Origin of the sequence: Actinomyces sp. Z5 (assembly GCF_003287795.1) — a bacterium.
Classification (GTDB): Bacteria; Actinomycetota; Actinomycetes; order Actinomycetales; family Actinomycetaceae; genus Actinomyces; species Actinomyces glycerinitolerans.
This window is the reverse complement of the sequence record NZ_QMIN01000052.1, coordinates 1,145-11,595: the sequence shown is the minus strand read 5'-3', so window position 1 is coordinate 11,595 and position 10,451 is coordinate 1,145. Positions and strand designations below refer to the sequence as shown.

The window sequence follows — 10,451 nt, the reverse complement described above, 5'->3', positions numbered from 1 at the left end:
TTGGACCCCTGTTCCCCCGTTGGACCGCCGTAGCCGCCGGTTACAGCGGTCCAACGGGGCGTGGGCGGTCCAACCGAGCGTGAGCGGTCCAACCAGGGCGGTACAAGACCTACTCGCCCCCTTCGACTGTCGGCAACCAGGCCCCCGACACCGCGGGAACGCCCTACGCGCCTGACTGCGCACACCAATCCTCGCTGAGCACACAACCGGCCCGCCCACAGGCACCAACGTCGACAACCCGGCTCCGGGACGACGCTCCCAACAGCGCGAGCGAGCTCACGAAGACGACTCCGCGTCCCCCACGGGCACACGCAGCCCACTCAAACTCGGGCCCCACAGCCACCAGACACGACCAACTCACCATCCGCCACCAGACCACCACCCACATCGCCAGCACCGCCCCACCACCACAAACGACTTACACAACACGACCTAAACGCGCTCAAACCGCCCGCGGCGCCATAGGAAGAAGACGGTATGCCACCCGCGGCCACGACGGCGCCCACAACCAACGCCGAAGCCAGAACCTACGGATCATTCGCAAGAACCTCCCGCACGGTCCCCGCCCGGCCCATGACCTCCTCAATCGCCTGCTTCTTCAGGTTCTCCGCCAGATCTGACGAACCGTCGTCGTCATCGCCGTCAGCGTTTGCGTCTGCGTAGGAGTTGTATGACATGACTAGCTCAGGGCCCCTTCCCCCGGGCAGGACCCGGGTAACCAAACACAGCCACACTCCACACGCCACCAGTGCGCTGTACGGAACATGACCGACTCCAAAAAGTTACCACACCGCCATAACTCGGCAAAGCGTCCGTAGACCGATCTGTTCCCGCGCCGGCTGGGACAATGCTCGTGCTGTCGCGAGCGACCGTGCCGGCGACCCTGGCTGTAGCAAGGTTTTCCACAGGCAGCCGTCGGGCACTGGTGCCGGCGCCCGCGCCCAGGAAGGATGAGGCCATGCCCACGGCCCCTTCCACTCCCCCGGCTCCGTCGTCGTCGCCGGAGCCGCTGGTCGACTTCGCCCCGGGGGCCCGGACCCGCACGGTTCCCGCCCGGGCGGTGCTGGCGCGCCTGCTGCACGGCCCCGTCGAGCCGATTATGGATGTCCTGCCCATGCAGGAGTTGGCGCTGCTGCGCTGCCACGGTCTGGATGAGCGGGTGTTGGTGGACGTGCACGGGCAAGCGGTGCCGGCGGACCTGCTCGGCAACCCGGCCGCCCGCGCCGCCGCACTCGCGCCGCGGCTACCGGCCAACCGGGTGGTGGCCGGGCGCACCGCCCTGTGGGTGCACACCGGCGGGCAGGTACCCGCAGGACCAGAACTTGTGCGCAACGCGCCCCCAGCCGACGTCGTCACCCTGGAAGGGGTGGTCTGTCTACGGCTCCCCCGGACGGTCGTCGACCTGGCGCGCACTGCGCCACCCGCGGTGGCCGTCGATGCGGTGCTGCGTGCCCGCCGCGCCGGGCTGACCCGCCGCGACCTGGAGCCGGCGCTGCTGGCCCGCCGCGGCGGCGGCATGCGGGGCCTGCGGCGAGCCCGCCGGCTGATCGACGAACTGTACGCGCCGATTGTGCCGGACTGAGTTCAGGCGTCGGCCTGAGCCGGGCGCTCGTGCTGGTGCCGATTGGTGGAGGAAGTCAGCCGCCGCGCCTCGAACACGCCGTCGATGCGCCGCAGGGAGGCCAAGGTGTGGTCGAGGTGGCTGGCCTCCGCCAGCTCGACCACGAACCGGCCCACCACCACCCGGTCCCGGGAAGTGCTCACGTTGGCACTGATCATGTTAACGTGATTGTCGGCCAGGACGCGGGTGATGTCCGCCAGCAGGCCGCCACGGTCCAGGGACTCCACCTCCAGCTGCACCAGGTAGGCGCTCTGGGCGTGCTCGGCCCAGTGGACCTTGAGCAGGCGCTCGGGCTGCTGCCGCAGCTGCTCAACGTTCTGGCAGTCGGCGCGGTGTACCGACAGACCGGAGCCGCGGGTGACAAAACCAACGATCTCATCCCCGGGCATGGGGGTGCAGCACCGCGCCAGTTTGACGAGCATGTCGCCCTCGTTCATGCCCTCGACGACGACGCCGGGGTCACCGGCGGAGAGGACCCGCTTCCCGGTGGGTGCCGCCCGGGTGGGCAGCACCCCCTCCGCCAGGGTCTCCTCCGCGCCGGCCTCCCCACCGACAGACGCGACCAACGTGTCGACGACGTGCTGGGCGGAGATATGCCCCTCGCCCACCGCCGCATACAGGCCGTCGATGTCCTGCTTGTTGAGCGTCTCGGCGACGTTCATCAGCGAGTCGTGGCTCATGAGCCGCTGGATGGGCAGATCCTTCTTGCGCATGGCGCGGGCGATGGCGTTCTTGCCGTCCTCAATCGCCTCTTCGCGCCGCTCCTTGGAGAACCAAGACTTGATCTTGTTGCGGGCGCGGGTGGAGCCCACGAAGTTCAGCCAGTCGCGGCTGGGGCCGGCGCCCTGCGCCTTGGAGGTGAAGACCTCCACCGTGTCGCCGTTCTCCAGCTTGGTGTCCAGCGGCACCAGTCGACCGTTGACGCGGGCGCCGACGGTGCGGTGCCCCACCTCGGTGTGCACGGCATAGGCGAAGTCAACGGGCGTCGACTCACTCGGCAGTGCCAGCACGTCCCCCTTGGGGGTGAACACGTACACCTGCCCGCCGGACATTTCATAACGCAGGGAGTCCAGGAACTCGGCGGGGTCCTGAGTCTCCTTCTGCCAGTCGACCAGTTGCCGCAGCCAGCCGAGTTCACCGGCGTCGGAATCACCGGGGGCACCCCCCAGGGGGCTGGGGCCGGTGGCGTTGGGATCCTCCTTGTACTTCCAGTGCGCCGCCACCCCGTACTCGGCCATGCGGTGCATCTCGTGGGTGCGGATCTGAATCTCTACCGGCTTGCGGCCCGGACCGATCACAGTGGTGTGCAGCGACTGGTAGAGATTGAACTTGGGGACGGCGATATAGTCCTTGAACCGGCCGGACATGGGGGTCCAACGCGAGTGCAGCGCGCCGAGCACCGCATAGCAGTCCTGGACGGTATCGACGATTACGCGCACCGCCACCAGGTCGTAGATGTCGTCGAAGTCCTTCCCGCGCACGATCATCTTCTGATAGATCGAGTAATAGTGCTTGGGCCGGCCGGTGACGATGCCCTTGATCTTGTTGACCCGCAGGTCCTCCTCGATCTGCAGGCGCACCTGCCGCAGGTACTCCTCGCGGGCGGGAGCACGCTCGGCCACCAGCCGCTCGATCTCGTCATACACGCCGGGGTACAGGGCCTTGAACGAGCGGTCCTCCAGCTCCCACTTAATGGTGTTCATCCCCAACCGGTGGGCCAGGGGCGCATAAATCTCCAGGGTCTCCTTGGCCTTGCGGGCGGCGGTCTCCTCCGGCACGTACTTCCAGGTGCGGGCGTTGTGCAGCCGGTCGCCCAGCTTGATCACCAGCACCCGGATGTCCTTGGACATGGCCACGATCATTTTGCGCACGGTCTCCGCCTGAGCGGCGTCCCCGTACTGGACCTTGTCCAGTTTGGTGACGCCGTCCACGAGCAGCGCGATCTCGTCACCGAAGTCGGCGCGCAGCCGCTCCAGGGTGTAGTCCGTGTCCTCCACCGTGTCATGCAGCAGTGCCGCGGCGAGAGTCTGCGGGGTCATGCCCAGTTCGGCCAGGATGGTGGCCACGGCCACCGGGTGGGTGATGTACGGCTCCCCGGACTTGCGCACCTGCCCGGCGTGCGCCTTCTCCGCAACCCGGTAGGCGCGCACGATCAGGCTGGTGTCCGCCTTCGGGTGGTTGGCGCGCAGCGCCCGCATGAGTGGCTCAATGGCCGGTGGGGTGGAGTGGCCGCGCGCCCCGAACCAGGCCAGGCGACTGCGCACACGCGACCCCGGCACCACCGTCTCATCGGCGGTGCCGGTCCCATTGCGCGTGTCCGTCGTCATACCCGGATCATAGCCGGGTCAGCGGTGTTTTATGCCGCCCGGCGCCAGGTCAGGCGGATTCGAAGACGACGACGGAGTCGATGTCCCGGCCGGCGAGCTTCTCGCGTCCACCCAGCCCGGCCAGCTCCAGCAGCATGCAGATCGACTCGACCTTCGCACCGGCCTGCTCGAGCAGGTCGATCGATGCGGCCGCGGTACCCCCGGTGGCCAGCACGTCGTCGATCACCAGGACGCGCGAGCCCTCCTCCACGGTCTCGGGCCGCAGCTCCATGCGGGCGGTGCCGTACTCGAGCTCGTAGTCCACACCCAGCACCGGGCCGGGCAGCTTGCCGGCCTTGCGCACGATCACCATGCCGATGCCCAGGTGCACGGCCAGTGGAGCGGCCAGGATGAAGCCGCGCGACTCCAGTCCGGCGACGGCGTCGATGTGGCCCCGGTAATGGGCCGCCAGGCCATCGATCAGGTTGGCGAAGGCCTCCCCGTTGGACAGTAGCGGAGTGATGTCGCGGAACAGCACGCCGGGCTCGGGGAAGTCCGGGATCTCCCGGAGGTTATCCAGGACAAGCTGCGTGAGTTCCTTCGGGAGGGCGGGTGAGATGGTCATGACCGCTTCTTCTTCCTCTTGGGCTGGGCGGAGATTCCGAGATGGTGTCCGGGGATGACGGGGGAGGCTGCGGGCGTGGCGGCAATGGCGGCCAGTGCCTCCGGGTCGTCTCCGGCTGCGGCCAGGCGCTCCCCGCGGGCGCGGGCGACCCGGGCCGCCTGCTCCTTGACGGCCGGCTCGCGGCTGCGCAGGTCCACCAGCAGCGGCGTGGCCAGGAACAGCGAGGAGATGGTGCCGGCGATCATGCCGATGAACAGGGTCAGGGCGATGTCGCGCAGGGTGCCGGCGCCCAGGATGAACGCGCCCACCACCAGCAGGGAGGCCACCGGCAGCACGCCGACCACGGAGGTGTTGATGGAGCGGATCAACGACTGGTTGACCGCCAGGTTGGCCAATTCACCATAGGTGGAGCGGGTCTGGGTCTCGAAGCCGTCGGTGTTCTCCCGGACCTTGTCGAAGACAACCACCGTGTCATACAGGGAGTAGCCGAGGATGGTCAGCACACCGATGATCGTGGCCGGAGTGACCTCGAAGCCACTGGCGGCATACACGCCCACGGTGATCAGGATGTCGTGGCACAGGGCCAGCAGCGCGGCCACCGCCATCTTCCAGGTACGGAAGTAGGCCCAGATGAGGGCTCCTACCAGCACGAAGAAGATGACCAGTCCGCGGATGCCCTTATTGGTCACGTCCGCCGACCAGGTAGGGCCGATGGTGGTCGCGGACACGTCGGCGTCGGTGACGTCGTACGCCTCCGCGAGGGCGGTGGACAGTCCGGTCAACTCGGTGTTGCTCAGTTCGTTGGTCTGCACCCGCACGGACGAGGAGCCCACGGTGGTCACCGACGCACCGGAGGACAGCCCCTGCTCGGCCAGCACATCATTAGCTGGGCCCACGTCGGGCTCGGCCAGCGCGGTGATGGTGACTTCCGAGCCGCCGCGGAAGTCGATGCCGGGGGTCAGCCCGACGGTGGCCAGCAGCACGATGGACGCCGCCACCACGACGCCGGCGATCGCATACCACAGGCGGCGCCTGCCGATGAAGGGTAAGGAGGTGGTGCCGGAATAGAGCTCGTTACCGAGCTGGGCGAGGGACTTCATGCCTGCTCATCATCCTTTCCGCTCGCGTCTTCGGCTTCGACGGCGTCGGCCTGCTCTCTGGCACGGCGCGCCTCAGCCCGACGGCGGGCCAGGGAGCCACCCGCGCCGACCGCACTCGCTGCCGCCCCACCCCGGTAGACGGCGCCAGAGCGGGCGCCCAGGTGCTCAGGGTCCAGTCCGGACCAGCGGTGCCCCTCCCCGAAGAAGCGGAACCGCAGGATCCACACCAGCATGGGGTGGGTGAACAGGATGATGACCGCCAGGTCGACGACGGTGGTCACCCCGAGGGTGAAGGCGAATCCCTGCACGCCGCCGACCGCCAGGAAGTACAGCACCACGGCGGCCAGCAGGTTCACCGAGTCGGACACGATGATCGTGCGGCGGGCGTGTCGCCAGCCCTCGTCCACGGCCACCACCAGCGTGCGCCCATTGCGCACCTCGTCGCGCACGCGTTCGAAGTAGACGATGAAGGAGTCCATGGTGATGCCGATGGCGATGATCAGTCCGGCCACGCCCGCCAGTGACAGGCGGTAGCCCATCAGCCAGCTCAGCAGGGCGATCACCAGGTAGGTGCCGGCGGCGGCCATCAGCAGTGAGGCGACTGCCACCACCCCCAGGCCCCGGTACTGCCAGGCCAGGTACACCACGATCAGGGCGAAGCCGATCAGCCCCGCGATCAGTCCGTTGCGCAGCTGCTCGGTTCCCAGGGTGGCGGAGATGTGCTGCTCGGACTGCACGGTGAAGGACAGCGGCAAGGAGCCGAAGGACAACTGGTTGGCCAGGGTGTTCGCCTCGGACTGGGTGAAGTCGCCGGAGATCTGCACGCGACCGTCGGTGATTGCGGTGGTGACGGTGTCGTTGAAGCCGGAGGCCATGATCGTCAGCCCGTCGAGCACGATGGCGAACTCGGCCTTCTGGGAATCGGTGGAGGTGGCGTCCGAGGCGGCGGCGGCCGCATCGCGGTAGGCGATTAGTCGCCTTGAAACCTCGGCGAACAGGTCGCTGCCCTCGGAGTCGAATTCCAGGTTGACCACCCAGTTGTTGGTGGTGGTGCCCTGGCTCGTGGTCTCCAGACCGGAGGAGGCCGCTGCGATGTTGGTGCCGGCGATCTCCGCCGGGCCAAGGATGTAGATGGTGCCGCTGCCATTCCGGGCGCAGGAGATGACCGCGGCGTCGGGGTCCTGGGCCTCGCCGGACAGGGCGTCCTCGGAGGTGCAGTCGGTCATGTAGGCGTCGTAGATCAGCTGTTCGGAGATCCAGGCGTCCGAGGAGTTGTCGTCGCTGGTGGACTCCAGCGGATCGGAGGAGATGGTGCCGTCGCCGTTGACGTCCGCCAGGCTGGTGGCCATCTCCTCGGCGGTTACCGGGGCAAGCGTGGCGTCAGCGGAAGCTGCATCCCCGTCAGTCTCTGTACCCTCTTCTGTGCCGTCTGTACCTGTACCCGATTCCACGCCCGTTTCCGTGGCGCCGTCGGTCGCGGCCGCGGAGGCAACGGAGTCGGCGTACTCGTTCTGCATGTCTGCATAGGCCGCTGCGTTCATCTGCAGGATTCGGATCACCGGGCGGAAGTACAGCACCGCGGAGGTGCGTACCAGGTCCAGCGTGTCCTCGCTGGGCGTGCCGGGCAGGGAGACCATGATGTTGTTGCCGCCCTGGCGGGAAATCTGTGCCTCGGAGACGCCGGTGGCGTCCACGCGCTGGCGGATGATCGCAATGGCCTGTTCGATGTCCTCGTCGGTGATCTCCGAGCCGTCGGAGGTGGTGGGTGTGAGGATGATCTGGGTGCCGCCCTCCAGGTCCAGGGCCAGCCCCGGAGTCATCTGGGTGCGCCCGGTGGCCGTACCGACCGCCAGGGCCACGTAGCCCAGCACAATAACCAGGAGCGCCACCAGCAGGCGCCGGCCCGGATGCTTGAGTTTTTTGGTGGACACTTGGGTCCTCTCCTCGGGAAGGGCGGTCGGTGCCTCCGCCGTCGCGGGGCATTGGCGCGTGTTGGTCTCAGGCCTGGGGCTGTGTCTCGGCCGGCTCCTCGGGGGGCTCGTCCGCGGCGCCGCCTGCGTCTTCGCCGTGCGCAGCATCCGGGTTCGCGGGGACAACGGTGTCAGATGCCTCCTCGGCAACCGCATCCTCATCCTCCGCGGACGCGAAGGGCGGCTCCTCGGCACCGACGATCGCGCTCTTGTTCCACAGTGACTCGTCCCCCAGTGGGGTGGCCAGAGTGACAACGTCGCCATCGATCTCGACAACGGTGCCGTAGAAACCGGCGCGGGTCCGCACCCAGGTTCCGGGAACGAGTGCTTCCTCGGTGCGCCGGTTCTGCTCGTCCACCATCCGCTGCTGCTGCTTGCGGGCGAATCTGGACATGAGCCAGAAGGCCAGCAGCATGACGATCAGCATTAGCAGCATGGGGTCCATCGTGATGACTCCGTTCGTGAGGAATCCCGTCGTCGCCTCGGCGTCGGGCGTGTGCGAGTCTAGGCCACCGGGGGCGGTGCCTGCCCGGACGTTAGGGGTGCGCCGGTGTGACACGCGCCCCTTATCCGTGCCTACGCGGGGCCTTTAGGTGCCCATTCAAGTGGTGTTCAGGTGAATAGGGCGCCGTCTTCGGGCGGGCGCAGGCCCAGGTGCGTGTAGGCGGCGGGCGTGGCCATGCGGCCGCGCGGAGTGCGCACGAGCAGCCCCTCGCGGAACAGGTAGGGCTCGGCAACCGTCTCGATCGTCTCCGGCTCCTCCCCCACGCTCACGGCCAGCGTGGCCAGCCCCACGGGCACGCCCGCGAAGCGAGTACACAGGGTCTCCAGCACCGAGCGGTCCAGCCGGTCCAGGCCCAGCTCGTCGACCTCGAACACCTCTAGCGCCCCGCGGGTGGCGTCCAAGTCCAGCTGTCCGGGCGTGCCGTGCACCTGCGCCCAGTCCTGCACGCGGCGCAGTAGCCGGTTGGCGATGCGGGGGGTGCCGCGGGAGCGGCGGGCGAGCTCACCGGCGGCATCGGCGTCAATGCTCACTCCCAACAGGCCGGCGGAGCGGGTCACGATGCGGGTCAGGTCGCCCGGCCCGTAGTAGTCGAGGTGGCCGGTGAAACCGAAGCGGTCGCGCAGCGGGGCGGGCAGCAGGCCGGCGCGGGTGGTGGCACCGACAACGGTAAACGGCGGCAGGGTCAGTGGGATGGAGGTCGCTCCCGGCCCCTTGCCGACCACCACGTCGACCCGGTAGTCCTCCATCGCCAGATAGAGCATCTCCTCGGCGGTGCGGGCGAGCCGGTGGATCTCGTCGATGAACAGCACATCCCCCTCCTCCAGGGAGGACAGGATGGCGGCGAGGTCTCCGGCATGTTGGATGGCGGGGCCGGAGGTGATGCGCAGGGCGCCATCCACCTCGTTGGCGATGATCATCGCCAGGGTGGTCTTGCCCAGGCCGGGCGGGCCGGACAGCAGCACGTGGTCGGGTACGGCGCCGCGGGCCAGGGCGGCGCGCAGCACCACGGAGAGCTGGCCGCGCACCACCTGCTGGCCGACGAAGTCCTCCAGGCGCTTGGGGCGCAGGGCGGCCTCGGCGGCGCGTTCGGCGTCGTCGGCGCCGCCACCGACCATGCGGCCGCCCCCTTCCGGGACGGCACTGGCAGCGGGGTAGTCAGCCACGGGCTCCTCCTCCCAGGTGCCGCAGGGCGGCGCGCAGCAGTTCCGGCACCGGCAGCGGCGCGTCCGGCTCGGTTTCCGCGTGAGCGGCCTCGACGGCGGCGACGGCGCGGGTGGCGGCGGTCTCGTTCCAGCCCAGTTGGATCAGGGCGGCGACGACGTCGGGGTTGGGTTCGCCGGCGGGTGCCGTCGGCGCGGGCTCCGGTGCCGTGCCGGTGGGCGGGCCGAGCTTGTCGGCGACGTCGATGATGATCCGCTGGGCGCCTTTGGGGCCCAGGCCCGGTACGCGCTTGAGGGCAGCCACGTCCTCGCCGGCGACGGCGCGGCGCAGCGCATCGGGCGTGTGCACCGCCAGGATAGCCAGTGCGAGTTTGGCCCCTACACCCTTGGCCCCGAGCAGTACCTGGAAGCAGCGGCGTTCGTCGGCGTCGGCGAAGCCGTACAGGGTCAGGGCGTCCTCCCGCACGATCAGTTCGGTGTGGACGAAGCCCTCCTCGCCGACGCGTAGCCCGGCCAGGGTGGCGGGCGTGGCCTGGAAGGACATGCCGACGCCGCCGACCTCGATGGTCGCGGCGGCGAGGGAGACCTCGAGGACGGTTCCGCGCAGTGACGAGATCATGCGGCGTGGGCTCCTTGGAATGTGGGCGTCGAACACCTGTTCAGCATGGGGTCGACTCTAGCGGGTTCGGCGGCGCGGGTCGACGGCGCCGGTGCGGCGCGCCCTCGCCTGTGCGGCCGCCCACGCCTGCTGGGCGGGAGTGCGGGCGGAGGCCCGGATCGAACCGCCCGCGGAGACCATGTCCGTGCTGCCGTCGACGCCGGTGCCGCCACCGCGCCAGGCGTGGCAGATGGCCTGGGCCAGGGCGTCCGCCGCGTCGGCGGGGCGGGGCGGGGCGTCCAGGCCGAGGATGCGCCGGACCATTGCCTGCACCTGGGCCTTGCCGGCGGTGCCGGAGCCGGTCACCGCCGCCTTGGCCTCGCTGGGGGTGTGCTGGGCGACCTCCAGTCCGGCGCGGGCCCCGGCCACCATCGCCACCCCGATCACCTCGGCCACGGGAACCACCGAGCGCAGATTGTCCTGGGCGAAGACGCGTTCGACGGAGATGGCGGTGGGCGCCAGCCGGGCGATCCAGTCGTCCAGGGCGTCGGCGATGGTCAGCAGCC

Annotated in this window: 10 protein-coding genes; 1 reads left to right on the top strand and 9 read right to left on the bottom strand. The window is 69.1% G+C overall.

Translation table 11 applies throughout. From position 1 onward, the window contains the following. Positions 1 to 527: 527 nt before the first annotated feature. Positions 528 to 677, bottom strand: coding sequence for a hypothetical protein (locus DRB06_RS16095; RefSeq protein WP_181575217.1), 150 nt, complete (start codon positions 675 to 677; stop codon positions 528 to 530). A gap of 281 nt (positions 678 to 958) precedes the next feature. Between DRB06_RS16095 and DRB06_RS07045 the strand changes: the two genes are divergently transcribed. Continuing rightward, positions 959 to 1,582 carry a hypothetical protein gene (locus tag DRB06_RS07045; RefSeq protein ID WP_108967239.1) on the top strand — a complete coding sequence of 208 codons (624 nt, stop codon included), beginning with the start codon at positions 959 to 961 and terminating at the stop codon, positions 1,580 to 1,582. 2 nt (positions 1,583 to 1,584) lie between these two features. Here the strand turns inward: DRB06_RS07045 and DRB06_RS07040 are convergent, their stop codons facing one another. The 8 genes from DRB06_RS07040 to DRB06_RS07005 form a co-directional block, all read right to left on the bottom strand. Then, positions 1,585 to 3,948, bottom strand: a complete 2,364-nt coding sequence (locus DRB06_RS07040) for a bifunctional (p)ppGpp synthetase/guanosine-3',5'-bis(diphosphate) 3'-pyrophosphohydrolase (RefSeq protein ID WP_111819503.1) — start codon at positions 3,946 to 3,948, stop codon at positions 1,585 to 1,587. Positions 3,949 to 3,997: 49 nt separating this feature from the next. Continuing rightward, positions 3,998 to 4,552, bottom strand: a complete 555-nt coding sequence (locus DRB06_RS07035; RefSeq protein WP_073331891.1) for an adenine phosphoribosyltransferase — start codon at positions 4,550 to 4,552, stop codon at positions 3,998 to 4,000. Next, positions 4,549 to 5,652 carry a protein translocase subunit SecF gene (secF, locus tag DRB06_RS07030; protein ID WP_108967242.1) on the bottom strand — a complete coding sequence of 368 codons (1,104 nt, stop codon included), beginning with the start codon at positions 5,650 to 5,652 and terminating at the stop codon, positions 4,549 to 4,551. The genes DRB06_RS07035 and secF overlap by 4 nt, the downstream gene beginning before the upstream one ends. Beyond that, the gene (gene secD / locus DRB06_RS07025; protein WP_111819502.1) at positions 5,649 to 7,583 is read right to left on the bottom strand and encodes a protein translocase subunit SecD; all 1,935 of its coding nucleotides are present in this window, start codon (positions 7,581 to 7,583) and stop codon (positions 5,649 to 5,651) included. Before secD ends, secF begins: the two co-directional genes overlap by 4 nt. A gap of 67 nt (positions 7,584 to 7,650) precedes the next feature. Further along, a complete protein-coding gene (locus DRB06_RS07020; protein WP_395994432.1) occupies positions 7,651 to 8,067 on the bottom strand; it encodes a preprotein translocase subunit YajC in 417 nt (138 codons plus the stop codon). Positions 8,068 to 8,234: 167 nt separating this feature from the next. Further along, on the bottom strand, positions 8,235 to 9,242 hold the full coding sequence (gene ruvB, locus DRB06_RS07015) for a Holliday junction branch migration DNA helicase RuvB (RefSeq protein ID WP_073332150.1): 1,008 nt from the start codon (positions 9,240 to 9,242) through the stop codon (positions 8,235 to 8,237). 40 nt (positions 9,243 to 9,282) lie between these two features. Further along, complete coding sequence (gene ruvA / locus DRB06_RS07010) at positions 9,283 to 9,906, bottom strand: Holliday junction branch migration protein RuvA (RefSeq protein WP_111819501.1); 624 nt, start codon at positions 9,904 to 9,906, stop codon at positions 9,283 to 9,285. A gap of 57 nt (positions 9,907 to 9,963) precedes the next feature. Next, positions 9,964 to 10,449 (bottom strand): crossover junction endodeoxyribonuclease RuvC, encoded by a 486-nt coding sequence (locus DRB06_RS07005; protein ID WP_258522183.1) that lies wholly within the window; start codon positions 10,447 to 10,449, stop codon positions 9,964 to 9,966. Positions 10,450 to 10,451: the final 2 nt, after the last annotated feature.